Annotated in this window: 26 protein-coding genes; 12 read left to right on the top strand and 14 right to left on the bottom strand. The window is 61.6% G+C overall.

Annotated elements, in window-relative coordinates; all coding sequences use genetic code 11:
• Positions 1-132 precede the first annotated feature (132 nt).
• From AC0L2K_RS04215 to AC0L2K_RS04170, 10 genes are read left to right on the top strand one after another with little or no spacing between them, the layout of a single operon-like run.
• The gene (locus AC0L2K_RS04215) at positions 133-1,236 is read left to right on the top strand and encodes an inositol-3-phosphate synthase (protein ID WP_473530694.1); all 1,104 of its coding nucleotides are present in this window, start codon (positions 133-135) and stop codon (positions 1,234-1,236) included.
• Entirely contained in the window at positions 1,233-1,829 is a 597-nt protein-coding gene (locus AC0L2K_RS04210) for a histidine phosphatase family protein (RefSeq protein WP_128245347.1), read from the top strand. Before AC0L2K_RS04215 ends, AC0L2K_RS04210 begins: the two co-directional genes overlap by 4 nt.
• A 13-nt stretch (positions 1,830-1,842) precedes the next feature.
• On the top strand, positions 1,843-2,958 hold the full coding sequence (locus AC0L2K_RS04205; RefSeq protein ID WP_287175496.1) for a CgeB family protein: 1,116 nt from the start codon (positions 1,843-1,845) through the stop codon (positions 2,956-2,958).
• The gene (locus AC0L2K_RS04200) at positions 2,958-3,764 is read left to right on the top strand and encodes a sugar phosphate nucleotidyltransferase (protein ID WP_027153514.1); all 807 of its coding nucleotides are present in this window, start codon (positions 2,958-2,960) and stop codon (positions 3,762-3,764) included. The genes AC0L2K_RS04205 and AC0L2K_RS04200 overlap by 1 nt, the downstream gene beginning before the upstream one ends.
• A gap of 2 nt (positions 3,765-3,766) precedes the next feature.
• Positions 3,767-4,528, top strand: coding sequence for a TIGR04290 family methyltransferase (locus AC0L2K_RS04195; protein ID WP_027153515.1), 762 nt, complete (start codon positions 3,767-3,769; stop codon positions 4,526-4,528).
• The gene (locus AC0L2K_RS04190) at positions 4,521-5,453 is read left to right on the top strand and encodes a glycoside hydrolase 5 family protein (RefSeq protein WP_128245345.1); all 933 of its coding nucleotides are present in this window, start codon (positions 4,521-4,523) and stop codon (positions 5,451-5,453) included. Before AC0L2K_RS04195 ends, AC0L2K_RS04190 begins: the two co-directional genes overlap by 8 nt.
• Before the next feature lie 7 nt (positions 5,454-5,460).
• Positions 5,461-6,312 carry a PIG-L deacetylase family protein gene (locus AC0L2K_RS04185; protein ID WP_287237164.1) on the top strand — a complete coding sequence of 284 codons (852 nt, stop codon included), beginning with the start codon at positions 5,461-5,463 and terminating at the stop codon, positions 6,310-6,312.
• Positions 6,309-7,373, top strand: a complete 1,065-nt coding sequence (locus AC0L2K_RS04180; RefSeq protein WP_473530693.1) for a glycosyltransferase — start codon at positions 6,309-6,311, stop codon at positions 7,371-7,373. Before AC0L2K_RS04185 ends, AC0L2K_RS04180 begins: the two co-directional genes overlap by 4 nt.
• A 9-nt stretch (positions 7,374-7,382) precedes the next feature.
• Entirely contained in the window at positions 7,383-8,372 is a 990-nt protein-coding gene (locus AC0L2K_RS04175; RefSeq protein WP_128245342.1) for a GNAT family N-acetyltransferase, read from the top strand.
• Positions 8,330-9,325, top strand: a complete 996-nt coding sequence (locus AC0L2K_RS04170) for a class I SAM-dependent DNA methyltransferase (RefSeq protein WP_473530692.1) — start codon at positions 8,330-8,332, stop codon at positions 9,323-9,325. Before AC0L2K_RS04175 ends, AC0L2K_RS04170 begins: the two co-directional genes overlap by 43 nt.
• 74 nt (positions 9,326-9,399) lie before the next feature.
• On the opposite strand, the gene AC0L2K_RS04165 is transcribed toward AC0L2K_RS04170, so the two are convergent.
• A complete protein-coding gene (locus AC0L2K_RS04165) occupies positions 9,400-9,615 on the bottom strand; it encodes a hypothetical protein (RefSeq protein ID WP_027153519.1) in 216 nt (71 codons plus the stop codon).
• 271 nt (positions 9,616-9,886) lie between these two features.
• Here AC0L2K_RS04165 and AC0L2K_RS04160 point away from each other — a divergent pair, with 271 nt between their 5' ends.
• Positions 9,887-10,069, top strand: coding sequence for a hypothetical protein (locus AC0L2K_RS04160; RefSeq protein WP_023801247.1), 183 nt, complete (start codon positions 9,887-9,889; stop codon positions 10,067-10,069).
• Here AC0L2K_RS04160 and AC0L2K_RS04155 read toward each other — a convergent pair whose 3' ends face one another.
• The 8 genes from AC0L2K_RS04155 to AC0L2K_RS04120 form a co-directional block, all read right to left on the bottom strand.
• Positions 10,070-10,633 (bottom strand): sigma-70 family RNA polymerase sigma factor, encoded by a 564-nt coding sequence (locus AC0L2K_RS04155; protein WP_128245339.1) that lies wholly within the window; start codon positions 10,631-10,633, stop codon positions 10,070-10,072.
• Positions 10,634-10,776: 143 nt separating this feature from the next.
• Positions 10,777-11,328 carry a hypothetical protein gene (locus tag AC0L2K_RS04150; RefSeq protein ID WP_245277670.1) on the bottom strand — a complete coding sequence of 184 codons (552 nt, stop codon included), beginning with the start codon at positions 11,326-11,328 and terminating at the stop codon, positions 10,777-10,779.
• 275 nt (positions 11,329-11,603) lie between these two features.
• Complete coding sequence (locus AC0L2K_RS04145; RefSeq protein ID WP_023799488.1) at positions 11,604-12,131, bottom strand: YciE/YciF ferroxidase family protein; 528 nt, start codon at positions 12,129-12,131, stop codon at positions 11,604-11,606.
• Positions 12,132-12,319: 188 nt separating this feature from the next.
• Complete coding sequence (locus tag AC0L2K_RS04140) at positions 12,320-12,493, bottom strand: hypothetical protein (protein ID WP_245268652.1); 174 nt, start codon at positions 12,491-12,493, stop codon at positions 12,320-12,322.
• A gap of 118 nt (positions 12,494-12,611) precedes the next feature.
• Positions 12,612-12,833 (bottom strand): hypothetical protein, encoded by a 222-nt coding sequence (locus tag AC0L2K_RS04135; protein WP_023799490.1) that lies wholly within the window; start codon positions 12,831-12,833, stop codon positions 12,612-12,614.
• A 20-nt stretch (positions 12,834-12,853) separates the two neighbouring features.
• Positions 12,854-13,258 carry a SpoIIAA family protein gene (locus AC0L2K_RS04130; RefSeq protein WP_287175505.1) on the bottom strand — a complete coding sequence of 135 codons (405 nt, stop codon included), beginning with the start codon at positions 13,256-13,258 and terminating at the stop codon, positions 12,854-12,856.
• Positions 13,259-13,313: 55 nt separating this feature from the next.
• The gene (locus tag AC0L2K_RS04125; RefSeq protein WP_287237160.1) at positions 13,314-14,423 is read right to left on the bottom strand and encodes a DUF3182 family protein; all 1,110 of its coding nucleotides are present in this window, start codon (positions 14,421-14,423) and stop codon (positions 13,314-13,316) included.
• Between the two features lie 501 nt (positions 14,424-14,924).
• The gene (locus tag AC0L2K_RS04120; RefSeq protein WP_473530691.1) at positions 14,925-15,449 is read right to left on the bottom strand and encodes a metallophosphoesterase family protein; all 525 of its coding nucleotides are present in this window, start codon (positions 15,447-15,449) and stop codon (positions 14,925-14,927) included.
• Between the two features lie 113 nt (positions 15,450-15,562).
• Between AC0L2K_RS04120 and AC0L2K_RS04115 the strand changes: the two genes are divergently transcribed.
• Positions 15,563-15,817 (top strand): DUF982 domain-containing protein, encoded by a 255-nt coding sequence (locus AC0L2K_RS04115; protein WP_023799494.1) that lies wholly within the window; start codon positions 15,563-15,565, stop codon positions 15,815-15,817.
• A gap of 103 nt (positions 15,818-15,920) precedes the next feature.
• On the opposite strand, the gene AC0L2K_RS04110 is transcribed toward AC0L2K_RS04115, so the two are convergent.
• The 5 genes from AC0L2K_RS04110 to eglC all read right to left on the bottom strand — a co-directional run bounded on the left by AC0L2K_RS04110 (position 15,921) and on the right by eglC (position 23,611).
• Positions 15,921-18,467: an NAD-dependent epimerase/dehydratase family protein gene (locus AC0L2K_RS04110; protein WP_473530690.1), complete on the bottom strand. Its 2,547-nt coding sequence runs from the start codon at positions 18,465-18,467 to the stop codon at positions 15,921-15,923.
• Between the two features lie 251 nt (positions 18,468-18,718).
• A complete protein-coding gene (locus AC0L2K_RS04105) occupies positions 18,719-18,988 on the bottom strand; it encodes a hypothetical protein (protein ID WP_287237158.1) in 270 nt (89 codons plus the stop codon).
• Between the two features lie 82 nt (positions 18,989-19,070).
• A complete protein-coding gene (locus AC0L2K_RS04100) occupies positions 19,071-20,381 on the bottom strand; it encodes an HlyD family type I secretion periplasmic adaptor subunit (RefSeq protein WP_473530689.1) in 1,311 nt (436 codons plus the stop codon).
• A complete protein-coding gene (locus AC0L2K_RS04095; RefSeq protein ID WP_287374520.1) occupies positions 20,381-22,135 on the bottom strand; it encodes a type I secretion system permease/ATPase in 1,755 nt (584 codons plus the stop codon). Before AC0L2K_RS04095 ends, AC0L2K_RS04100 begins: the two co-directional genes overlap by 1 nt.
• Before the next feature lie 84 nt (positions 22,136-22,219).
• The gene (eglC, locus tag AC0L2K_RS04090; protein ID WP_023799500.1) at positions 22,220-23,611 is read right to left on the bottom strand and encodes an endo-1,3-1,4-beta-glycanase EglC; all 1,392 of its coding nucleotides are present in this window, start codon (positions 23,609-23,611) and stop codon (positions 22,220-22,222) included.
• Positions 23,612-23,845: the final 234 nt, after the last annotated feature.

The following is a 23,845-nucleotide window of genomic DNA, read 5'->3' as shown; positions in this document are numbered from 1 at the left end:
CAGGCAGCGCAAACCAGCGCGCAACTTTGATCCGAATAGAAGTTCGTGATTTTTCCAGGTCGCAAGGAACATTCCCGGCAGTCGACAGTTCGGCGCGAGGAACATACCTTCAACAGCGATGGCGGCAGTTTCGTGGGATCAAAAAAGGTACGGATTGGAATAGTCGGCGTCGGCAATTGCGCATCCTCCCTTGTCCAGGGCCTCTCATATTATCGGGACGCCAGAGGCAATGAGCCGATACCGGGCCTGATGCATGCTGATCTTGGCGGCTATCATGTCGCCGATATCGAGGTGATTTGTGCTTTCGACGTCGCCAAGGGCAAAGTTGGGCGTGATGTGGCGGAAGCCATATACAATGCGCCCAACAATACCTTCCGCTTTGCCGATGTTGCGGCAACCGGCGTTCGCGTCGAGCGCGGACCGACACTTGACGGCATCGGCAAATATCTGCGCGATGAGATCGAGGAGGCAGAAGAACCGGTCGCGAATGTCAGCGCGCTGCTTCGGGAAAGCGGCGCCGACGTACTGGTCTCATATCTGCCGGTCGGCTCCGAAGAAGCCACGCGTTTTTATGCAGAGTGCGCGCTCGAGGCCGGCTGCGCCTTCGTCAACTGCATACCGGTCTTTATCGCATCGCGGCCGGAATGGCGCCGGCGCTTTGAGCAGCGCGGTCTGCCGCTGGTCGGCGACGATATCAAAAGCCAGGTCGGCGCGACGATCGTGCACCGGTTGCTCGCCAATCTGTTCCGCGAGCGCGGCGTCCGCATCGACCGCACCTACCAGCTGAATTTCGGCGGCAACACCGATTTCCTCAACATGCTGGAACGCGAGCGGCTGGAATCGAAGAAAATCTCCAAGACACAATCCGTAGCCAGCCAGTTCGACGTCCCCCTGGAGGCCGGCAACATCCATGTCGGCCCTAGCGACCATGTGCCCTGGCTTACCGATCGAAAATGGGCCTACATCCGCGTTGAAGGCACGACGTTCGGCGGCGTGCCGCTGAATGCAGAGCTCAAACTGGAAGTATGGGATTCGCCCAACTCGGCCGGAGTCGTTATCGACGCTGTCCGCTGCGCCAAACTGGCGCTTGACCGCGGCATCGCGGGGGCGCTGACCGGCCCTTGCAGCTATTTCATGAAGTCGCCGCCCGAGCAGTTCACCGATGCCGAGGCACGCCTGCGCACGCTGTCTTTCATAGCCGGAAGGGACGAGCCGATGCTTGATGCCGCGGAATGACGACGACGTTCTTCTTGATCCGCCATGCGGCGCACGACAAGGTCGGCGACTATCTTGCCGGACGCATGGCTGGAGTTTGCCTCGGCGAAACCGGCAGGGCACAAGCCTCGCGCCTTGCCAGCCACATGGCGCCGCGGCCGCTGGCGGCCATCTGTTGCAGCCCGCGCGAACGAACACTGGAAACCGCAAAACCGATCGCAATCGCCTGCAATCGCGAGAAGATTACAATCCGCCAGGAACTCGATGAGATCGACTTCGGCGCGTGGTCGGGCAAGACCTTCGAAGAGTTGAGCCAGGACGCCGACTGGCTGACGTGGAACAGTCAACGCCAGCAGGCGAGGACGCCCGGCGGCGAGACAATGCTGGACGTCCAGCAACGTGTCGTCTCGCTGATGCAGCAGCTTCGCAAACGCTACCAGAACCAGTGCGTGGCACTGGTCAGCCATGCCGACGTGATCAAAGCCGCCGCCTGCAAGGTGCTCGGCTTGCCGCTGGGAGACTGTTTTCGCTTCGATATCGACCCCGCTTCGATCACCACGGTCGTGTCCGGTGACTGGGGCTCCAAGCTGATCCGACTGAACGAAGCCGCCTGACGAGGACTGCCGGATGCGTATGGTCATTTTCGGTCTCACCGTCACCTCCTCGTGGGGAAACGGACACGCGACGCTGTGGCGCGGGCTGATCCGTGCGCTCGGTCGCCTGGGCTGGTCGGTCAGCTTTTTCGAACGCAATACCCCGTACTATGCCGGCGCACGCGATCTTGACCATCTCGATGGCGGCAATGTCGTTCTCTATCCGGAGTGGGAGGACGTTCGCCATGTCGCGGAACAGGCTATCGGGGAATCCGACGTCGTCATCGTCACGTCCTATTGCCCCGACGCCGTGCAGGCATCGCGCCTGGCGCAGCAGGCCTGTCGCGGGCTGAAGGTTTTCTACGATCTCGACACCCCCGTCACGCTCGCCCGGATAGAACAAGGTCTACGACCGGCCTATTACGGGCCCGAGGGCCTTCACGATTTCGACCTCGCCCTCAGTTATACGGGGGGAACCGCAATCGATGCGCTGAAAACGCTGCTGGGCGCCCGCCGAGTCTTGCCTCTCTATGGCCATGTCGATCCCGACCGACACCGGCCGGCCCAGCCCCGGGCTGAATTCGCCGGGGATTTGTCCTATCTCGGAACGTATGCGGCCGATCGCCAGGCCGGCGTCGAAAAGCTGCTGGTCCGCACGGCAGCGCGCCTGCCGGACCGCCGTTTCGTCATCGGCGGCGCCCAATATCCGCATGAATTTCCGTGGGGCGAAAACATCTTCTTTGTCAGGCACCTTCCGCCTGCGGATCATCCGGCCTTCTTCTGCTCATCGCGCCTGACGCTGAACGTGACGCGCGAGGCGATGGCCAAGAGGGGCTGGTGTCCTTCGGGCAGGCTGTTCGAGGCGGCAGCCTGCGGCGCGGCGATCGTGAGCGACACCTGGCCCGGGCTGAGCAGTTTTTTCCAGCCCGGCAGCGAGATCATCCTGGCGGACAGCACCGACGACGTGGTCGCGGCAGTCGGCTTGCCTGACAGCGAAGTCGACGCCATCCGGCGCCGGGCTCGCGAGCGGGTGTTGGACGAACACACCTCTGCGCAGCGCGCCAGGGAACTGGACCGCCTCCTGTCCGATTCATTGCCGGGCTTGGGACAGGGCTTGGCGGCGGGCGAGCCGTTGAAGGAAGCAATCTGATGTTGGGCATCGTGCCCGCCGCCGGCCGCGGCAGCCGCATTCAACCGCTCGGCTTCTCAAAGGAGCTCCTGCCGGTCGGCAGCCGCATCGACGGCCAGACCGAGCGTCCTTGCGCGGTGAGCGAGTATCTGGTGCGTCGCATGGTGCGCAACGGTGTCGACAAGATCTGCTTCGTCATCGGATCGGGAAAATCAGACATTCTCGAATACTACGCCGCCGGCTACGGCGACGCCGCCGCATTGTTTGTCGTGCAGCCCAACCCCGTCGGTCTTTGCGACGCGATCTTCCGCGCCGCGCCGCTGGTCGCGCCGGACGAGACGGTTCTGGTCGGCCTGCCCGACACGATCTGGTTTCCGGAAGATGGCTTTTGCCGCCTGCCGGACGACCGGCTGTCGTTTTTGCTCTTCCCGGTGGATCACCCGGAACTCTTCGATGCCGTCGTTCTCGACGGGGATGACCGGGTGAAGGAGATCCAGGTCAAGCAACAAGGCGCTGCATCGAACTGGATCTGGGGGGCGTTCAAGATGCCGGGCCGCATACTTCACCAGCTTGCCGCGCTTTGGCGCGAGCGGGATCAAAGCGACGAATATGTCGGCACCCTTATCAACGCCTATCTGGCGGCCGGCGGTGAGGCTTGCGGCGTCAAGGCAGGCACCGCCTATGTCGACGTCGGCACGTTCAACGGCTACCGCACCGCACTTCGGCTGCTCGAGAACAACGACACTACGTTGGAGGACACGAAAAACCTCATGTTCGTGCTGCCGGGGCAAGCGCAGATACCAAGCCATCCAGGCGAAGGAGGCTAGCCATGCTGCATTCGAACGCCGAAATCCGCCGCCGCATCGATGCCCTTGGCCCGTGGTTCCACAACATGGAACTGGCGGGCGTCGAAACCGCCCCCGACCATTTCCTCGGCAATTATCCGCTGATCAAATGGCGCAAGTTCGCCGACGCCATTCCTGCCGATCTGTCCGGCAAGGCCGTGCTCGACATAGGCTGCAACGCCGGCTTCTACTCGATCGAAATGAAGCGACGCGGCGCCGGCCGCGTCCTCGGCATCGACTTCGATGAAGCCTATCTGGCGCAGGCGCGCTTCGCCGCCGAAATCGCTGACTGCGACATCGAATTCCAGCAGCTTTCGGTCTACGACGTTGGCGCCCTGCGGGAGAAATTCGACATCGTCCTGTTCATGGGCGTGCTTTATCACCTGCGCCACCCGCTGCTCGCTCTCGATCTGATCCGGGAGCACGTTGCCGGCGACCTGATGATCTTCCAGTCCATGCAGCGCGGCAGCATCGAACTGCCTGCACTCGATGAGAATTATCCTTTCTGGACCCACGATCTGTTCGACCGGCCGGAGTTTCCGAAGCTGCATTTCGTCGAGCATCGCTATGCCGACGACCCGACCAACTGGTGGATTCCCAATCGCGCCTGCACAGAGGCGATGCTGCGCAGCGCCGGCTTCGAGATCGTGCTGCACCCGGAGCAAGAGGTTTATTTCTGCCGCGCCGCCGGTGAGCCGGCCTGCGGCGGCGCCGTCTACCCGTCGAAAGGACCACTTCATGATTGAAGCCGCGATGATCTGGAACGAGCCGAACAACAAATCCCATTGGGATCCCGAACTCGACCCCGACTGGAGCCGCTTCGCCAACATGGCAATACTGGCCGCCGATGCGATCGCATCGGCAAACCCGGCCGTGACCAGGATACTGGGCGGCATTTCGCCGATCGATGCCGATTTCATGGCGCTCATGAAGCAATACGGGGTGCTCGATCATGTCGATGCCGTCGGTGTGCATGGTTTCCCACTCGACTGGAATCTCTGGCAGATTCAGGAATGGCCGCAGAAGATCGGCGAGATTTCGACCGTTACCGATCTTCCCGTATGGGTCAGCGAAGTTGGCGTGTCGAGCTTCGGGGCGGAGGAGGTGCAGCTCTGGGGTTTGCGTCGGAGCGCCGAACTGCTGCTCGGCAATGCCTCGCGCGTGCAATGGTACAGCCTCTACGATCTTCCGCGCGAATGGGGGGCAACGACGCGTCATCGCGAGGCCGAAGGCTCTTCCTACTATCGCCACTTCTACATGGGCCTGCTCCGCGAAGATGGCACGCCCAAACCCGCGCTCGAAGAATTCCTGCGTTACTTACCCGGGATGGGGCTGGTGCAATGGTTCCACTTTGAAGATCCCCGGCTGGACGACGCCGTCGCCTGGATGAAACGGCTGGGCGTCACCAATCTGCGCACCGGGCTTTCCTGGGCCGACAGTTTCAGGCCGAATGCGCTGGATTGGTACGACCGGCAGATGGAAGCACTTGCCGATTTCGACGTGACCATCACCTTCTGCTTCACGCCGGAGCACCGCGGAGTGATGCCGCATCACACCAGTCCGCCGCTGGTGCCGGAGGAATTTGCGGAGTTTTGCGCGACGATGACCCGCCGCTATGCTCCCGCCATCGCTGCCTCGCCGGTCAGAGCGGTGCGGGCTTCGGCAGCATGAGTGTGTTATGCAACACGCAGCTGACAGGTCCGGACCGCTTGCCGAATTCGCGGCCTTGTTGCTAGGTGCTGCTCCGCACCGCTCAGACGGTGCTGAGATCATGATCGTTGTCGCGCATCCGGACGACGAAACCATCGGCATCGGCGGGCATCTTGCCGGCTTGCGCGGATCTCGCGTCGTTCATGTCACCGATGGCGCGCCGCGAGACCTTGAAGACGCGCGAGCATACGGCTTCGAGACGTGGCAGGACTATGCCGAGGCCCGCCATCGGGAGTTGGAGGCGGTGCTGGCGGCAGCGGGATTGCCATCGACGGCCCTGATCAGCCTCGGTTATCCCGACAAGCAGGCCGCCGGAAATCTTGGCTCGCTCGCACGGGAACTGACCGGCCTTTTGGCCGAGCGCGATGTCAGCTTCGTCTGCACGCATCCTTATGAAGGTGGTCACCCCGATCATGACGCGACCGCCTTTGCCGTCCATGCGGCCTGCCATTTGCTGCGCCGCGACGGACGCCAGGCACCGGCCATCATCGAAATGGCGTTCTATTCGGCCGGGCCTGAGGGTGCGGTCCTTCAGGATTTCAACAGTCATTCCGGCAGCGAGCGCATCGAATTGCACCTTACGGAAGCGGCTTTCGAACGGAAGCAGTGCATGCTGGCCTGCCACCGGACACAGCAACGGACGCTGGCGCCGTTCACGGCGCGCATCGAACGTTTCCGGGTGGCGCCTGCCTATGATTTCCTGGCGCTGCCGAACAGCGGCAGGCTTTATTACGAGGCGCTGCCGCTCGGCTTCGAGCCGGCGGTTTGGCTTCACGCCGCGGCCGCTGCGCATGAGGAGCTTGGGCTCGACCGGCCATGACCCTCACCGTCCTGAACGTCGCCTACCCTCTCGCGCCAGTCGGCCCGGATGCGGTTGGCGGTGCCGAGCAGGTGCTGTCGATGCTCGACCAGGCACTCGTGCGCGCGGGACACGCTTCCATCGTGATCGGTTGCCAGGGCTCGAAAGCGGCGGGCGTGCTCATCGAGACGCCTGCTGAACCAGGTGTGCTCGACGATGCGGCGAAGAAACGGGCACAGTGCTCTCACCGCACCGCGATAGAAGTCGCACGCGCCCGTTGGCCGATCGACGTGGTTCATCTGCACGGCATCGATTTTGATGCCTATCTGCCTGATGATGGCCCGACCCTGGTAAGCCTGCACCTGCCGCTCGACTGGTATCCCGCCGATGCCTTGCGCACGGTCCGCGACGATCTATGGCTTCACGCCGTCTCGATGGCCCAACAGAGGACCGCGCCGCCGGGTGCCAGGCTGCTGGCACCCATTCCAAACGGCGTGGATATCGCTGCGCTGAGCGGTCGGCAGTTCAAGCGCAACTTCGCGCTGGTGCTCAGCCGCATTTGCCCGGAAAAGGGCATCCACCTGGCACTGGACGCGGCCAAACAGGCTGGCGTGCGGCTGATCATCGGCGGCAAGGTCTACCCTTACGAAACGCACACGCTGTACTTTCGTGACGAAGTCCAGCCGCGCCTCGACCAGCGCCGCCGCTTCCTCGGTCCGCTCGGCTTCGTCGCGAAGCGGCACTTTCTCAACGCCGCCCGCTGCCTGGTCATTCCCAGCCTTGCCGCGGAAACCAGCTCGCTTGTCGCGATGGAGGCTCTCGCCTGCGGCACGCCGGTCGTCGCCTTTCCAAACGGTGCGCTGCCGGATGTGGTCGAACACGGCAAGACGGGCTTTCTGGTCAACGACATCCATGAGATGGCGGAGGCCATCGTCGCAGCCTCCGGCCTGAATGCCGAGACATGCCGGGCCGAGGCGCGGCGGCGCTTTTCGCTCGACCAAATGATTTCGTCTTACATGGACGCCTACCAGGCGCTGGCAGGGCTTGGTGCCGGCCGCAGGCGCCTGGCGGCGGTGCGGTGAGCGGCTTTCATGCTCCGCTCCGAGATCATCGACGATCCGGCCGCCTTTGAGGCGCTGGCGCCGCGCTGGCGGGAGCTGTGGGCGCACAGCCGGACAGCGACGCCGTTCCAAAGCCCCGCCTGGCTGGTGCCGTGGTGGCGCGCATTCGCGCCCGGAGAGCTGGCGACGATCGCCGTCTGGCGAGGCGACGATCTGGTGGGATTGGCACCGCTTTACCTGGAACACGCAACTTGCGGGTCGAGACTGCTTCCGGTTGGGATTTCGTTGAGCGACTACCTGGATGTCCTGTGTTGCCCCGGCATCGAAGCGGCTGTCGCCGCCGTCATCGCCGACCGGGTTCTGGCGATCAATTGGTCGCAATGGATCTTACCGGACCTGCCGGCCGGTGCTGCCGGTCTCACCATCGCGCACCCTGCGCTGGAGGCGGATCAACTCGTCGACCACGCCGCTTGTCCCGTGCTGCCGATCGCTGGCGACGATGCGCTCGCGGTCTGCATTCCGGCGCGGCGAAGACGACAGTTGCGCCGCGCGCACAATGCCGCACGCCGGCGCGGCTGCGTCTCCATCATACCGGCGCAGGCCGATTTCAAAGCGTTTTTCGATCACCTGATCCGCCTTCACGGCGCGCGTTGGGCCGGGCGCGGCGACGGCGTCCTGGCCGATCCGGCTGCAGAAGAATTCCATCGGCAGGCGCTTCCCATGCTTGCCGCACAGGGTCTTGTCCGATGCTGGCTTGTTGCCATCGACGATGCGGTCGTCGGCGCCTATTACGGATTTCATCATCGCCACCGCGCCTACGCCTACCTTGGCGGTTTTGATCCGGCCTATGCCGAGGAAAGTCCCGGCGCAATCCTGATCGGTCACGCGATTGCCGAAGCGGCTCGTGAAGGGGCGCGGGAGTTCGATTTTCTGCGCGGCCAGGAGAGCTACAAGTATGGCTGGGGGGCCGTCGACCAATGGACAATGCGAAAGGTCTGGACGCGGAGCATGGCTCGATGAGCGCCACCGGACGAAAGCCATCGCCCCAGGCGGCATCGACCGCAAAAATGCTGATCGAGGAGTGCCTGGCCGACGGCGCCTGCGTCGACGCCATCATTGCCAGACTGGCGCTGCGCTTCGAGACCGGGGTCGATGCCGCAGAATTGGCCGATGTGGCGCTGGAGATGCGTTCAGCCGACCTGCGAAAACGCGACAGACTGGAGCGGATCGCCGATCTGCTTCGTCACAGGCCTGACATCTTCACCACGCTGCGCCAAACAGGTGCCGCCGTCCGCCACGAACGCGATGAATGGGAAACTGACGCCGCGGTCGTCAGGCGGCTGGCCGCCGGCTTTGATGCCGCGGCGACGATTTCCCAGGCGGCGAGCGTTCAACTGTCTTCGCTGGGAGACGAGGAGAAACTCACCGCCGCCACCGACGAGATCGTCGCATGGTTGCAGCGGCAAGGCTTCAGCGGCCCCGACCAGGACATACTGGACATTGGTTGTGGCATCGGCCGCTTCGAAAGCGCACTCTCGGATGCCGCGCACCGGATCGTCGGCATCGACATATCCCTGGAGATGATTTCGGTCGCTCGTCGGCGATGTGCCGGGCTGCGCAATGTGGATCTGCGGCCGACCTTTGGTCTCGATCTCGCCGATTTTACCAACGCAAGCTTCGATTGCGTGCTGGCTGTCGACAGCTTCCCCTACCTGGTGCTGGCTGGCCTGGCGGAGCGGTATTTCGAGGAAATTGCGCGTGTTCTGAAACCGTCAGGCGTGGCAGCACTTCTGAATTACTCCTATCGCGGATCGACGGCGCTGGATCGTGCCGATGTTCACCGCCTCGCCGAAGCCCATGGCATGCAGGTCGTGGCTGACGGCGCGAAGCCGTTCCGGCTGTGGGACGGCAATGCCTTTCTTCTTGTGGCATCCGAGGGAACATTACGGCGCAATGATTGTTCGGGCGTCTAAGAGACGAGGGCGTCAAAGAGACAGGCGCACCACACAGACAGGGCACCTGTGAGTGCCGACAATCCGAAGGAGGACTAGAAGGCATCCGGCGGCAAGATAGACATCACCTCTGCCGTCAAGATAAAGGCTCCGGCGGCCGGCGCGATGACCGATTTGGCCAAGGACAAGGTCAAGGAAACGCGGCTTTGCTTTGTCCAGCAGAGCCTGGGAAGCAGCACACCGAGCAACGCCGGCTCGATGGCAATCGGATCAACTCCGATCAGTATCACGCCGCAGATCGTCTCTCCCAAGACTGACTGCTGCAACCGCAAACGCCAATCATGACCAGTGGCCAGTCGAGGTCACGAGAGTCGAAATGTCGAGCGCACCCGGCAACAGCGCCGGGAGGACCCGAGGGGAAAGCATAGGCTTCCCCGACGAGACCAGCAGCTTCGATACACAATGCTGTGCAAGGGACGGGCTGTGCAAGGGACGGCGCTGACTGTGAGGACGCGCGAATCCTTGCAAACTCTGATTGCCGTCACCACACTGGTGAAGGGACTGATTCGTTAAGAGAACACTATGTCTCGCTCGAGCGACGATAGCATCAGCCCGAAACTCCGGCTGGCAATAGACCGGAAGATTGCATCTCTGCTGACTGCTATCGAGCAGGAAAAGGTCCCCGACCAGCTGACCGACCTTGCGGTTCAATTGCAGAATGCGCTTGTCGAGAAGCGTCGATGCAAAGCAAAGAAACAGGACTAGCTATCGGCGCCTGTCGACTGCGAAGTTTCCCTGTGCTGCTGACAGGTGATTGCGTCGTTCCACCAATGTCTGCAAGGAACTTTCGCCGAGGTATTCCAGCACGCTGGCACGCGCTCGGTTAAGGCGGCTTTTTACCGTTCCAACCGCGCAACCGCATATTTCGGCAGTTTCTTCATAGCTGACGCCAAGGACCCCGATCAGCATCAGGACCTCGCGCTGATGCTCCGGCAACCTCTGGACCGCGTTGGCGACTTCCTTGCTCTGAACGGACCACTCCTGCGTCGCTTCCGTAATCGGGATTGCGGAGGCGCAGTCAAGCAGGCCCGGCTTTTCCCTGTCGGCGGCCTTGATGCGCGTATAATAGCTATTGCGCATGATGGTGAAGAGCCATGACTTCATACGCGTTCCGGGCTCGAACTTGTCGATGTTGGCGAGCCCTTTGGTCAATGTCTCCTGGACCAGGTCGTCGGCATCGTCGGGAACCCGGCAGAAGGTGCGGGCGAAGGCTCGCAAGGCAGGTATCAGGTCAACGATGGAAACGTCATCCGTTTCCTGGTTGGCCAAGGGGTAGCCCCTGGAGGACAATGGTCCAGCTCCCAGCAAGAAAGAGTTGATGAACGCAGACCCTAGCTAAATGCATGAAGGTTTGGATCGTTCCGGACATCGAAATAAGGTTCTGGAAAATCTCGGATTGGGCGGGCGGCCGTCTATGACCGGTCGTTGTTCTTGGCCGCCTCTTCCCGCTGCTTTTTCAGGACTTCGTCAGTCCCGACCAGCTTTTTCGCCCCGCCGGATATCGCTGTGGACACCACCGCCGGCGGGTCGCTCGCGGGAAAAGAATCCTCGAGCCCGGCCTGCAACTGGTCTTCCAGGGTCTTCGGCTCTTCCGACCGACCAGGCGTCCTTCGGGCTTCTGCTCCCTCCAGCGGCTGTTTCATGTCAGGCGAACTACTGACCTCGCGAACGCAGGCGTAAAGCTGTTCGATGGCAAATTCCTTCATTGTCTCGAAATCGGCCTTCTCATCGCGCATTGCCTCGATCTTATCGACCATGGTCTTCTCGAACCGGTCAAGGCTATCGCGTCCGCAAGCCTGGCAAAGACGCAACAATGCTTCGTGGAGCACTTTCGGACCAAAATAAGCAGACGCCTCGAGCTTGAGCCGCTGCAGATGCTCTGGAGTCACCGCCTGAAGTTTTGACATATGCAGCCCCTTTCGCCTGCCGAGCATATCAACGGCGTTGGTCGGCAGATGTTCCAATCACCCGCGACCGGGCTCGCTAAACGGGTCGCTCGGCCACTCAACGCCATGCCGAACGCCAACGCCAACGATAGCGGGCTCTCTCACCTGACATTTGCGTAATGTCTTTTAACCCATTGGTCTTCTTGAAGATTCCGGCTCAAGCTAATTCAAGCCTGGCAATGGCAGTCGGCCACGCCGGTTCAAGAATCCCGGACGGCAAGGCACTACCTGCATCTTGCGAGCGGAGCCTGGCGATCTTCGCCTGGGCTCCGCAAGCCTGTCACCACCAGGAATCAGGCGGCGGCTTGGAGGGCACGTTGGTTGACACCACCCTCGCCCAACCCGGTCAGCGCTTCGTCTGTCGCGACCTCTTCCTTGAGCGTTGCCTTGAGAAGGGCGGCGACATCGGCCTTTCCCATCTGTTCCGCCCAGGCGACAAGAGTGCCGTACCGGGCGATCTCGTAATGTTCGACGGCTTGCGCCGCTGCGACCAGTCCGGCATCGAGCGCAGGAGCACCGTCATAGTCTTCGAGGATCTCGGAGCCTTCTTCAATGATGCCGTCGATCGCCGGGCAGGTCTTGCCGCGTGCCGCCTTGCCAAATTTCTCGAACACCTCCTCGAGCCGGTCGACGTGAACTTCCGTCTCCATGCGATGTTTTTCGAAGGCAGCAGTCACTTTTTCCGACTCCGCGCTTTTGGCCATTTTCGGCAGCGCCCTCAGTATTTTCTTTTCGGCGTAGTAAAGATCTTTCAGCCCGTCGAGGAACAGGTCCTCAAGGCCCTTGGTTGTCGCTTTCGCAGCTTTTTTCGCAGTTGCCATGGTCGTCTCCCGCTGAGGTTTGGAGCTAGCCTCCCTAACTGGGAAGGCGACCGATAACCCCGCCGGCCGGCAACAAGTTCCCTGATGATTCGAGCCGCTGGAAATTTTTCGCCTCAGGCCGCGCAGGTGCTGCAAGGCTTACGCTGGCGAGACGGCGGTGCGAGCAAATGGCTTCGCCAGCAATCGGCTCAATCGATCCGCTTGATACGGCCCTTGTCGAGACGGAACACTCCATCCTGGCCGCCCTGCCTCTCAAAATCGGTAAGCAGATCGTCCCAGGTCCCGAGGAATTCGCCACAGTCGTCGCAAAAGATCCGGTCGTCAGGACCGGCGTCGGCCGGAATCCTCAGCCTTATCGTCAAGCAATAAGGGCATTCCAACTGGTGGTTAAGATACTGTGTGGTCATCGACGACAGCAAGAATGCACTGGAAACGTGGCTCCTGCAACCTACTCGCGCCGGGGCAGGACGCTTGCATTGATTATATGCCGTCTTTGGTCGGAGGCCAGCCAGACTGGGCAGTCGGCGGAATGTTGTCGGAAGTCACCTCACCCCGCTTGAGTTTTCGAATGGCCTCATTGGCTTCGAGTTCATCGAGGCCGGAAAGCGGCATGCCGTCAACCACGACGGCTTCCTCGCTCTCGTCGTCATAGACTTCCCACAGGCCGTCCGAATTCTGTCGTTTGTTGTAGATGGTTGGCATGGCCGCTCCCCTCGATACCGCTATTGAACGCGTGCTACCCACTCCAGAGCCTGGGTCTTTTCGTCCGCCGGGAACACCCGCGCCTCGATCTGCGGGAACAGTGCGCCCGTCATTTCGGTAGCTGCCTTGATCCACTGTTTTTCGGACACCACTGCGGCACGCTGGAAGCGGTGGAGTTCGCCAAGTTTGCTCAAGCCGTACTGCAGATCGCGGCGCAACGCGTCGCCCGTCATGTCCTCCAGATCGGTAAGGTCGGCCAGGATGCCGATCTCTTCATGTTCCCTCAGTTTCACTTCGATGGTCGGGATGATCTTGTCGTAGTCCTCCGCGGTCACGGTACCGGCAACGCGAAATGCGGCGACATTCTCAGGAGCAGAAATAACCTCGATTACTTTTTCCTCCTTCGGATTGGTTTTCGGGATCATGCCGAACAACTCAAGCCGCCGACGGATGTTCCCTGGTCCCAAGCGTTTTTAGACACTAACCCGCCGCTTTCCTTGGCGGCTCCCGGGTCGCATTCGTCACGACGGTGTAGCGCGTGATCGGACCCTCATCGGGGTCTTCTCCCTGAAAGTGAACGTCGGCGTTGTCAGGCAACCGGCTGGTATTGCCGAACGTCTTGACCGCGGACGCACGCACCAGTTGGATGTCCGGGTCCTGCTTCATGATCTTTATTGCCGCAAGCTCGGCCGTGCTGCTGCCGCCAATGCGCCAGCTGGCCTCGAGCACACCGGATCGCCAGATACCCGACGAATCGACACCCTGGCCGATATCGTAGTTGCGCCGCGAGGCGAAAAATCCAGGATACTCAGCCATCGCCGCGTCATAGGCTCTCGCCTGCGCAATTGCCGAAGCCAGTGCGCGGGGAAGCTGAAGGTCTTCGAGAGCTTCCCATCCGCCGCGCACGACAATGAGGTCCGACCCGCCATAAACGGATTGTCCCGCATTATCGGTCGTCGTCGTTTGAGTGCCGTAGTAGGCGACCATGATTTCGTCGATCTCGGTTCTGCCAACACTCAAAGTGACGACGTCACGAAGGTCAGCTTCGAGTACCAGACCGTACTCGTCCAAGTCGGGGGAGCGGTATCGCTCAAGCAGTCTCTCGACGTCAGCGACCGTGCGAACGATGTGCTGGTCCTGGCCTCGCGAGGCAAGCGGTGGCTTGAGCCGGGCCATCCCATGCCTCAGCAGGCGTTGCGCTGCTCGCAGCGCATCGTGCCGCGAAAACACGGTGTAGCCAGGCAATACTGCGGCGGCGACAGTTCTGCCGAAGCCGGTTGACCATTCTTTCGGTCGCTCGGCCAGGTCGTCGACCAGTTGGTGGGTTATCGCCTTGGTCGTCGCGAATCGCCAAGGCACCACGCCGCCGAAGAGGTCTTGCGGCCCGTTGATACCCAGCCGCGCCGCATCGCTGGCAAGCAAACTGTCGTCCGGCACGAAGTACAAGCGCCCGCCATTGCCGCTGCTGTTGCCTAGACCCTGCCGGAAGGCAAACCCCTTGAGCGTGGCAATGGTGCGGGCGACGGCAGCTATGGCTTCCCGCTCGTGAGCGTAGAGAGGCTCGCAGCCCGGCGCGGAGAATGCGATCACGGTGCCTTTTGGCTGGCTTGGCTGAGTGCCTCTGTGCTCGGTCATCTCGCTCGTTCCGGTGCTTCCTCGTCATGGCCATTGGGCGCCGATGTTTGCGGTCGCTACGCGCCCTGCCCCGGGAGAACGCAGCAGATGGCAGAACGTTCAGCCCGGATTGGCAGGCTCGCCGCCTGCTGCGTCTTTTTCGAACGTGGGATCCATGCCGTACCTTGGAGCGCGCTGCGGTGCAGGACCTTTGATCGCCGAGGGACAGCGCCCCCCTCTGTCCTGCCGGACATCTCCCCCACACGGGGGGAGATCGGCAGCTTCGCGGACAGCGTCCCTTTTTTGCACGGTTGGTGGTTGGCGAAATCAGTGATGAAGGCCAATCTCCCCCCTCGTGGGGGAGATGTCCGGCAGGACAGAGGGGGCGCGAAGGATCGGAGCGCTTTTATTCTGAGCCGCTGCATTCTTCGGCTGATTGCCACTGGAACGGCAACAGCCGGATGACCCGCGTTTTAATCATTCGCGTTGAATATCCCGGCTGACCGTTCGCCGCCGTCGGCTTGCAAGGATGGCGGAAAGGGTGACCGGGCGGAAACCCCAGCTGTCGACGCCGGCGTCGTACTGGCGTGTGACAGGGCTCAGCCTGCCGTGGGAATGGCCATGCAGATTGATCGATTTCTTGCCGATCTGATTCCAGGTGCGAAAAGGATAGTGGCAAAGGATCAGCAATCTGCCGTCTATCGTCAGTTCCTTGTAATGCTGTGTGCTGGCCCAACCCGCAGCCTCTATGGTCGCCGCGCCATCGTTGTTGCCGATAGTCAGATGCTTCTCGCCATGAAGAGACGACAGCAGCGATGCAACGAATTCGGCCGATCCCCTGGCAAAGTCGCCGAGATGCCAGATCTGGTCATCCGGGCTGACGGTTTCGTTCCAGAGCGAAATCAGCGCTCGATCGTGTTCGGCCAGCGAACCGAACGGGCGGCGATCGATGCGCAGAATGCGGGGATCGCTGAAATGTGTGTCGGCCGTGAAATAGATCATGGTCGTTCACAGCCTTTGCGGACGTTGTCCGAACCTCGCCTTCCCGCAATTAACATTTGAGGTGGCCAACAAGATCAGACGCGGCTAACATACTCCTCGCTTTGGAGAGTGTCGTGCGCACGAGACGTTTCAGAAAGCCAATTGTCGTTCAACCCGGTCGGATCGATCGTGACAGGGTTGTCTTGTCTGTCTCCGATGCGGCTGAAGTTCTGCTGAAGGACTGGCCGACGCCAGCGTCCAAGACGCGACTGGCTGCAATCGCAGCCTGCCTTGCTGTTATCCGCGGCGATAAGCCGCCAAGGGTCGCGCGCCAGGCGTTCATCGTCGCGGCCAAGGACGCGAGGATCCTGCTCGGCGAACAAATCTAGCCCCGTCAGGCAGAGCCTTGTCAGGCCATTCGATCTCTTCCTTGACCTGCTCCTGCAGATCGTCACGCGCGCTTCGCCTTGCCAGGCGCTGAGGTCGAGTCGGTCAGACAATCGCTCGATCCCAACCGCCATAATGCTGGTCGCTGCGCGTACCGCGCGGCAGGCTGAGCACGATCAGCGCCAGACCGATCGCAACGTCCGCCACCATCGCCAGGGTTTCACCGCCGGCAAGCACGAAGGGGGACACCGCGATCCATGCGCCAAGCACGACATTGAGGAAGCGCAGCGGCCGGACCACTTCGGCCATGGCCGTGACTGCGACCATGATAATGAGACAGCCGACGACGTGATCGCTGAAGTAAAGCGGTGGCTGCGTGCCGAAGAGCAATGGCGTCGTCATCAGCAAGGCGCCGAGCAGCGTGCTTGCTACCAGCGTCCACGGGAAGTTGACACCGCCGGTGACAAATTCCTTCAGCACCTCGAAAACCGGACGGTCGAGGTCGGCCCCAGGCGTCTGGTTCTCAGACAGCGCCGGTCCGCCCATCCAGAAGGTACGCCAGAACGGCTCGCCTGCCCTCGTCGCGCCCCAGAGATACTGGATGGTCGCCAGCACCTCGTCGACGGAGTAAGGGATCAGCACCACCGTGACGGCGGCCTGGAGAATGCAGAGCGTGCACAGCGCGCCAATCAGCGGTGGCTGGATGATGATGAAGGACACACTGACCACGCCAAGCGGAACGATCAGTAGGCCGAACAGGAGCACCATCCACGGCATGGTGCGCCAGCGCCGTCGGTCGCCGATCGCGCCGGCGAGGATATCGAGGCAATAGGCGAAGGCGCCGAGCCCGGCATCGGCGATTAGAAAACCCTTCGAGACCCATGACGTCACCACCGCCTCGCTGCCGTTGCGCACCGGCGCGCCACCGGGGCCGAAGAACGGATCCCACAGCCCATCCGCGTGGCCCATCTGGAAGGCGGCGAGATAGCGCGAGACGAACAGGCCGACGAAGGCTAGCGCCACGATCGGAATCCGCTGCGTGAAGGTCGATGGCGAATAGGTCCAGCCCAGCGGAATGTCGTCGTCGGCCGCCAGCGCGCGGCGGCTGATGCCAGGGGTCGGCGGGATCATTACCGCAAAGGCGACGATCAGCATGCCGACGAGCGTGTCGATGGCATAGGCGGCGGCGCTGGTCGTCCAAAACAGCAATGGCGCCAGCATCACCCAAACTCCGAGCGACGCCGTGATCCACTGCACCCAGCGCCGGCGTCGGGACATGCCCATCAACGCAAAGGCCGTCACCAGCAGGCCGGAAACGATCTCGCTGACGCCGAGGCCTGCGTTGCGCAATTGCGGCTCCGCGACAGCGTGCCCCAGAGCGGGTGGCATTGCGGCTGTGACGGGATCGAACAGGCCAATTGTCATTGGCGAGGTGACCAGCCACAGCCCAAGCGCAGCGTTGGTCATCGGCGCCCAGAGCGTCCTCGACCGATGCCGTTTTGTCGCCGCTTCGACGTCTTCCTTGCTTCGCTCGAGCGGTCCCTTGAGGCGCCTTTCGGCCTGCTCGATCTCGGGGTCCGAAGCCGCGACAACGGGCGGATCGAGCTTGTTGGCCGCATACCAGTCCGTGGGGTCCTGCTTCAGCCGGCGGATCATCTCCGGCAGAGTGTCCAGCAGATTGTGTCTGGGCGCCCAGCCCAGCAGGGTTTTGGCCCGCGAAATGTCGATCTCGTAATGATCGTCCGAGTTCTCGATCATCCACGGTTTGATGTCGGTGTCCTGGTCGAGCACCTCCGTCTGCACCCAGGCGCCCAGCTTCGTCAGCTGCTTCGACAGCGCCAGGGTGCGCCAGTCCTCGCCATGGATAAGCCGGCCGATGCGCTTCTGCATCTCCTCGTATGACGGTGTGTCTTCTTCGCCGATCAGAAGCACGGTCTCGGCCGGAAGTTCGGCACGCCGGTCGACGGTGCGCACCACCGCGTCGACGAGATCGTCCTTGTGCAGATAGGGCTGGCCGGCGGTGATATCGCCGGCGAACAGATACGCGGTCGGCAAGCGCTCGAAGATGCGGGAGATCTGCTGGGCAATAAAGGCCGCCCGGCAGTCTTCGTCATAGACGCCGGCGAGCCGCAGGGTCACCGTCTTGATCTGGCCGCGCTCCCTCGAAATCAGCGCCTCGGTTTCGGCTTTCGATCTTGGGTAGGCCCAGGCCGGGTCAAGCGGCGAGTCCTCATTGATTTTCGCGCCCTTCTCCGGGCTTGGCGCATGGACGAGAAGCGTGCTGGAAAACACGAACTGATCAGTCTCGACCGCCGTCAGCGCCTTCAGCAGCCGACGCGTGCCCTGCACGGTGACGGCGTCATATTTCGGGTTGTCCTCGCCGGTCGTGTCATAATAGGCGGCAAGATGGACGACCGAAGCGATGCGGCCGCCGCTGCGCTGCCATGCCACCTGCACAGCCCTGCTCACGCCCTCATCGGAGGTGAGATCGATCTCGATCGTCTCCATGCCGGCAGGGGCATACTTGGGTTTTGCGACGTCGAGGCCGATGACGCGGTAGCGGTCAATCAAGCCTCGCGCGATCGCCTGCCCCAGGAAGCCGCTGCTGCCGGTGACAAGAACCGTCGGAAGGGTCGTGTCGTTACTCGCCACAGCTCAGGCCTGTTCGCCAAGCCGTCTGGACTTCAGCCCGGCAACCTGCCGGTCCGGATCACGGTTAGCCGCAGTTCCTTTCAGCCGGATGTGGGCGATCTGCAATGTCTTGTCGAAGCTCATCATTGCCTCAAAGAAGGAAGCGCCTCGCGCCCCACTCAGTGAGTAACACCGGCATGGCGGAAATGTTTCCGCGTCAGGTCGGGAAAATTGTTGCTATCCATCCGGAGAGACGGATCTGTTCCGCCTGCCTATTCGGCATTCCATTCCGCCTTGCGTGCCCGCGCTTCCTCGAAGATCAGCTTGAACTCCCGCATCATCGCGCTCTCAATGGCGAATGCACGGCTTGGCACGGCGCCGGGGTCTTCCTGATTGTTCTGGAATTGAAAACGGGCCTCCAGTTCAGCCCATATTCGCTCGGAAGTCGCGTCGAGGCCGGCGAGCAGCGCGACGACCAGCGTCAGAGTCTCTCGCTGGGCATTGAGCCGACCCTCGATCTCTTCATTCGTCAACTCGGACATGTGGGATCGCTTCCGGTTTCAGGCGAAACGGCAGAACCGCGTCCTTGTTCCGGAATTCAGCTCGTCGGCTCGCAGAGAGAGCCTACTGCTCCCTGAAAGCTCGCTGGATCTGATCCGCCAAAGGTTTCACGAGATAGGACAGCATGGTGCGGTTGCCGGTCGAAAAGAACACCTCGACAGGCATGCCTGGCGCCAGGGCCACGCCCTTGAGCCGGCTAAGCTCTGTGCGCGGTAAAGCAACATGCACGGTGTAAAAGCCGGTGCCTGTTTTCTCATCGACATTGAGGTCGGCGGAAATCTTGCTGACCGCACCATTCAGTTCCGGCGTCGTTTGCTGATTGAATGCCGACAGCCGCAGGGTCGCGCCTTGCCCTGGCGTCAACTGATCGATGTCTTGCGGAGCCACGCGCGCCTCGACGGTCAGGTCGTCCGTCACCGGGACAATCAGCATGATGAGCTCGCCTGGAGATATAACGCCACCGACCGTGTGCACGCCGAGCTGATGAACGACACCGTTCTGCGGACTGCGTATGTCGATGCGTTTGAGCTGATCTTCGGCCGAAACCTTGCGCTCGACGGACTCGGAGATCTTTGCCTGGACGTCTCGCAGTTCGCTTGCCACTTCGCTGCGCAAATCCTGGTCGATCTGGATGATCTGCAAACGGATTTCGGAGGTACGACCCCTCGATTGCGCTATGGCCGCAGTCAGTTGCCCGTGCTCGCCTTTAAGCCGCACGGCATCGCGTTCAAGCGCAGTAATACGATCGATCGAAACCAGCTTGCGTTGCCAAAGTCTGCGCATGCCTTCGAGCTCAAAGCCGATCAACTTGATTTCCTGGCTCTTGGCATCTCTTTGCTCGGTCAAGCCGGAAACCTCTTCGGCAAGCTGCGCAATGCGCTCCTGCAACTGAGCCTTCTGACCGGCGCGTGCCTGTCGGCGAAATTCGAACAGAGATTGCTCGCCGGCCATCGCCCGACCAATCTCGGGGGTATCCTGGCGTGACACAAGCGAAGCTGGAAAGACGATGCTTGCCTTGCCGTCGCGCTCGGCCTCAAGGCGAGCCAGCCGCGCCTCGAATTCGTCCAGGCTCTTCGAGACGATCGCCAAATTGGCCCGGGTGATGGTCTCATCGAGGCGGATCAAGACCTTGCCCGATTGCACGGCATCGCCTTCCCGGACGAAGATTTGACCGACAACGCCACCCGTCGGATGCTGCACCTTCTTGACGCTGGAATCGACAACCAGCTTTCCCGAAGCGATGACGGCTCCGGAAATCTCGGTGACGGCGGCCAAGCTCCCCGCCCCGCCAACCAGCAGGATGCAGGTTGCGACACCGCCAAGCAGATAGCGTCGAATGGTGCGATCGGCTGCGAATATCGTGCGTTGCGCCATCAGGATGCCGTCTCTTCAAGTCCGGAAACGACCTTCAAGGGAACGCCCGCTGGGCGGGTTATCTTGTTCAAGATCTCATTCTTCGGGCCAAAGGCCTGAATACGGCCGTTCGCCATCACAAGAACCTGATCCAGGCTGGCCAGCGCGCTCGGCCGATGTGCGACCACGATGGCAATACCGCCTCGAGCGCGAACAGCTTGAATCGCCACCGTCAACGCGGCCTCGCCTTCCGCATCGAGGTTGGAGTTAGGCTCGTCGAGAACAACCAGAAACGGGTCACCGTAGAGAGCCCGGGCAAGCGCCACCCGCTGCCTCTGGCCAGCCGAAAGCGCCGAACCGGCCTCGCCGATGCGCGTCTCGTAGCCTTCCGGCAGGTGGATGACGAGTTCATGAACGCCGGCCGCGCGCGCAGCCGCCAATATCTTGTCGGAAGGCGCTTGCGGCTCGAAGCGCGCGATGTTCTCGGCAATGGTGCCGTCGAACAGTTGCACATCCTGCGGCAGATAGCCGACATGCTTGCCCAGTTCTTCCGGCGACCATTGGTCGAGTGTTGCGCCATCCAGCCTGACGGTGCCGCGAACCGGGAGCCATATGCCGGCAATCGCGCGCACGAGCGATGACTTGCCCGAAGCGCTCGGCCCGACGATGCCGAGGCCGACGCCCTTTTCAAGTGCAAAGGTGGCTTCCTGCACGACCATACGGCGCTCACCCGGCGGTGCGACACTGATACTTTCGACCGAAAGAGCAGATCTCGGAGCAGGCAGCGAGACACTTGTCGCAGTTTCGGGAAGCAGGACCAAAAGCTGGGTCAGCCGGGCCCAGGCCTGGCGGGCGGTGACGAAGCCCTTCCAGTGGGCGATAGCCAGTTCGATAGGTGCGAGCGCCCGGCTCATCATGATCGAACTTGCGATCATGATGCCGCCGGTCGCCTCCTGATGGATGACCAGATAAGCGCCGATCGCCAGGATGCCCGATTGCAGCATCATGCGCAGGATCTTCGCGATCGTTGCGAGCGTCCCGGCAAGGTCGCTGGCCGTTGCATTGGTGTCGAGATAGCCGGCGTTGATCCCTGACCAGCGCTCGGCGATGCGCGAGCCAAAGCCCATGGCCTGCAGAACCTCGGCATTGCGACGTGTCGCTTCGGCAAGTGTATTGCGCGCTGCCGCTTGACTGTTTGCCTTTCTGGCGGGCTCTCTCGTGCGTATTTCGGCAAGCAATGCCAGGCTGAACAGAATGACCACACCGGCCAGCGCCGTCATGCCGATCCAGAAGTGGAACAGGAAGCAGATAAAGAGGTAGAGCGGCATCCACGGCAGGTCGAAAAGCGCGGTCGGACCGGCACTCGACATGAACGATCGCACCTGGTCAAGATCGCGCAAGGATTGAAGGCCGTCGCCTGCGAGCTTGGTTCGCAGCGGCAAACGCATGAGGGCGGCATAGACCTGTCCGCTCAAGCGCGCGTCCAGCGCCATCCCGATGCGCACCAGCAAACGCGACCGGATGAGTTCGAGAACGCCCTGAAAAACGAAAAGTGTGCCGGCAAACACGGCGAGCCCGACGAGCGTCGGCACGCTGCGGCCGGGTATGACACGATCATAGACCTGCAGCATGAAGAACGAGCCGGTCAGCGCCAGGACATTGACGACGCCGCTCATCAACGCAATTCCGGCCAACGCTCGCCGGAAGGAAGCCAAAACCGCCGCGAGTGTCGTTCGCGGCGGCTCGGGTGGAATGGGATGCGACGTCGGCTTCACATCAGTTCCAGTTCGGTCTCAGGCGGCAATGGCCGCGCCCGAAATGATGACGAACGTGTCGGTGCCGAGTCCATCTGTCAAATGTCAGATAACCCAGTCTTGCAACGCATAGGCATGGATGTAGTCGATCTGCATTTCGGCAGGCGTCGCAAGCTCGTCGGCGGGCTCTCCCGCCTGGCCACCGATCCCCATATTCACCAGCATATACATCGGGTCATGCATGTCGGCAGGCGTTGCGGCACGAGCGACTTCGACGTCGTCGAAATACCAGACGAGTTCGTCTTCTGTCCAAAGCACGCCATACGTGTGGAACCCTTCGGTATCCGCGGCATAGGCCGTCGTGCCTACTGTTGTATGCGTTCCCGTCGCGTTCGAGTGGCCTGTCAGGATGAGCTTGTTTGGATCTTTACCGAACATCTCGATGACGTCCAGTTCCGGTGGCCAGGAGCCGTCCGCCGGGAGAAGCCAGAAGGCCGGCCATGCCCCTTGTGTTTCGGGCATGTCGGCGCGAATTTCAAAATAGCCGTAGGTCTGCGCGAAAGATTCGTAGGTCGTCAGCAACCCTGACGTGTATTCGTAGTTATTTATATAGGGACGGATCGCCTCAGGAGCCCGGGCGGCGGTAATGGTGAGAACGCCGTCCTCGATGCTGAACGGATTGACGGAGCGTGTCGGGGCGTAGTCGGTGTCGATGTACCATTGAAGATCATTGTTGCTCGTGAGCGTGCTGCCGTTCTCGGCCCCCCACCAGTAATTCGAATCCCAGGTGCCGCTCGAGCCGTTCCACAGGTCCAACGTATCGAACTCGTCCGAAAAGGTCAGTTCCAGGGCAGACCTGTCCACGGCCAGCTTGAACTGGCTTGCGGTGAAATCGCCGATGGTCTTGTTGGCGAAGACGAGAAACTCGCCGTCGGACAGATTTAGGCGGACGTTGGCTCCCGACTGGACCATGTTGGCGCGCACCTCTTCGAAGGAGGTGAAGCCGTAGCTCCCGACGCGAACCGTATCCGTCGCGCCAAGGTCCAGGATCAGGTCACTGCCGTTGCCGGGGTTGACGACGAAAATGTCCGCCCCGGATCCGCCCTTGAGCACGTCATCGCCCTGCAAGCCGTCGAGCGTCTGTTGGCCGGAGCCGCCGGTAACGATGTTGTTCAGCTCGTTTCCGAAAGCATAGCGCTTGTCGCCGGTGACCGTCAGGTTCTCGAAATTCGCCGGGAGTTTGTAGCTCATCCAGGTCGAGATGGTGTCCACCCCTTCGCCGGACAGCTCGACCGCCTTGTTTTTCGCGGCATACAGATAATAGATGTCGTCGCCCTTGCCGCCACGCATTGTGACGGTGACGGCAGCGTCGCCATACATCGAGTCGTTGTATGTGCTGCCATAAAGTGTCGGGCCGGAATTCGTCGCCGAATACCACCTTACGGAGGATCCGCTGTAGGGAAGTGGAACGCCTTTGGCGTTCAGTACCGTGGCCATCCCGGTCCTTTCTCCTTTGTCTCGCTCGATACCAGCCCTAACATCTATCGAGGGCAAAAGTAGCCAGTACTTTTTCACTTTCCAGTTCGGAAGGTTACCAAATGGTTATCACGTAGTGGGAGCACTTGCAGGGGAGCTTCACTGCCTCGAGTGCATAAGGTTGGGCCACTGCAACATGATCGAAGATGTGGTGAGGCAGATCGAGACCGACTCTCACCGCATTTCGCATCTCGA

This window comes from Mesorhizobium sp. WSM4817, assembly GCF_055811135.1.
This window is presented reverse-complemented; position numbering and strand designations above follow the sequence as displayed.

Excerpts from the sequence above, each read along its gene's own strand:
- AC0L2K_RS04175 (WP_128245342.1), top strand. The coding sequence starts at position 7,383 with ATGCTCCGCTCCGAGATCATCGACGATCCGGCCGCCTTTGAGGCGCTG.
- AC0L2K_RS04180 (WP_473530693.1), top strand. The coding sequence starts at position 6,309 with ATGACCCTCACCGTCCTGAACGTCGCCTACCCTCTCGCGCCAGTCGGC.
- eglC (WP_023799500.1), bottom strand. The coding sequence starts at position 23,611 with ATGGCCACGGTACTGAACGCCAAAGGCGTTCCACTTCCCTACAGCGGA.
- AC0L2K_RS04170 (WP_473530692.1), top strand. The coding sequence starts at position 8,330 with ATGGACAATGCGAAAGGTCTGGACGCGGAGCATGGCTCGATGAGCGCC.
- AC0L2K_RS04100 (WP_473530689.1), bottom strand. The coding sequence starts at position 20,381 with ATGGCGCAACGCACGATATTCGCAGCCGATCGCACCATTCGACGCTAT.
- AC0L2K_RS04185 (WP_287237164.1), top strand. The coding sequence starts at position 5,461 with ATGCAACACGCAGCTGACAGGTCCGGACCGCTTGCCGAATTCGCGGCC.
- AC0L2K_RS04190 (WP_128245345.1), top strand. The coding sequence starts at position 4,521 with ATGATTGAAGCCGCGATGATCTGGAACGAGCCGAACAACAAATCCCAT.
- AC0L2K_RS04200 (WP_027153514.1), top strand. The coding sequence starts at position 2,958 with ATGTTGGGCATCGTGCCCGCCGCCGGCCGCGGCAGCCGCATTCAACCG.
- AC0L2K_RS04195 (WP_027153515.1), top strand. The coding sequence starts at position 3,767 with ATGCTGCATTCGAACGCCGAAATCCGCCGCCGCATCGATGCCCTTGGC.
- AC0L2K_RS04130 (WP_287175505.1), bottom strand. The coding sequence starts at position 13,258 with ATGATCCCGAAAACCAATCCGAAGGAGGAAAAAGTAATCGAGGTTATT.
- AC0L2K_RS04105 (WP_287237158.1), bottom strand. The coding sequence starts at position 18,988 with ATGTCCGAGTTGACGAATGAAGAGATCGAGGGTCGGCTCAATGCCCAG.
- AC0L2K_RS04205 (WP_287175496.1), top strand. The coding sequence starts at position 1,843 with ATGCGTATGGTCATTTTCGGTCTCACCGTCACCTCCTCGTGGGGAAAC.
- AC0L2K_RS04135 (WP_023799490.1), bottom strand. The coding sequence starts at position 12,833 with ATGCCAACCATCTACAACAAACGACAGAATTCGGACGGCCTGTGGGAA.
- AC0L2K_RS04145 (WP_023799488.1), bottom strand. The coding sequence starts at position 12,131 with ATGGCAACTGCGAAAAAAGCTGCGAAAGCGACAACCAAGGGCCTTGAG.
- AC0L2K_RS04120 (WP_473530691.1), bottom strand. The coding sequence starts at position 15,449 with ATGATCTATTTCACGGCCGACACACATTTCAGCGATCCCCGCATTCTG.
- AC0L2K_RS04210 (WP_128245347.1), top strand. The coding sequence starts at position 1,233 with ATGACGACGACGTTCTTCTTGATCCGCCATGCGGCGCACGACAAGGTC.
- AC0L2K_RS04160 (WP_023801247.1), top strand. The coding sequence starts at position 9,887 with ATGTCTCGCTCGAGCGACGATAGCATCAGCCCGAAACTCCGGCTGGCA.